This is a genomic window from Pseudomonas sp. 43NM1 (genome assembly GCF_002836905.1).
GTDB classification, from domain to species: Bacteria; Pseudomonadota; Gammaproteobacteria; order Pseudomonadales; family Pseudomonadaceae; genus Aquipseudomonas; species Aquipseudomonas prosekii.
The window spans coordinates 1-1005 of sequence record NZ_MKGS01000120.1; the positions used below are offsets into that span (position 1 = coordinate 1).

Sequence of the window (1005 nt, forward strand, 5' to 3'; positions counted from 1 at the left end):
GGTTTGGCCTGGCGCGACTGCTGGACGATGGTTCGGCGGACCTGACCTTCGGCAATCTCGGCAGTCTGGTCGGCCAATTTGCCTTGGGCAGCGAGGCCATGGCCAGCAACGTGCACATCCTGCCCTGCGGCTCGATTCTGTTGTCCGGTTTGCACTACGAAAACGCGCACCGCAGCCTGCCGGCATTGGCCTTGTTTGACGCCCATGGCCAGCCGGTTCGCGAGTTTGGCGACAATGGCCGATTGGTCGTGCGCCTGCCCGGCAATCTGTCGCTGGGCATGCGTGACGACTGGTTGCCGCCAGGCGTTCCCGGCGCCGAAGCCTGTGCTGTCCACGTTCAGGACGATGGGCGAATTCTGCTGCTGGCCAATCATCATTTCGAACTCGCCGATCACGTCGGGCTGCTGATCCGCTTGAATGCCGACGGCAGCCTCGACGACCAATTCAACGGTCGTGGTTTTGTAGTGGTCAGGCATTTACTGATGAATACCTGGCTCGGCAGCCTGACGGTGCAGCGCGACGGGCGGATCCTCGCTGGCGGTTCGATCAATTTCCCCGAAGAAGGCTTGCTTGCGCGCTATCACGCCGACGGGCGACTGGATGACAGCTTCGCCGTCGATGGTTTCATGACTTTCAAATCTCGCGAGCGTGGCGCGCAAATCAGTCAAATCATTCAACACGACAATGGCGATTTGCACTGTTTCGGCAGCGGCCGGGACCCGATGCATTGCCTGTCGCTCAAGCTCCACAGCAACGGTCGCGCGGATCATCATTGCAACGAGGGCCAAGCGCAGCACCTGGAAATCGGCCACAGCGGCAGCCAGTGGACCGCCGTGCAGGCGCAAGCGGATGGCCGCGTGGTGGCGGTCGGCGCGACGATTGGCGGCGTCGAAGCGGATTTTATCCTCGCGCGCTATTTGCCGAGCGGACTGCTGGATCGCAGCTTCGCCACGGGCATGGGCTGGGTGCGCACGCGTCTGGGGCGCAGCCTCGATACCGCCACCT

General features: G+C 62.6%; 1 protein-coding gene. It reads left to right on the forward strand.

The window, feature by feature from the left end; translation table 11 throughout:
• Positions 1-1005: hypothetical protein (locus tag BI292_RS11305; protein WP_101207928.1), on the forward strand; the 1005-nt coding region annotated here is incomplete at both ends.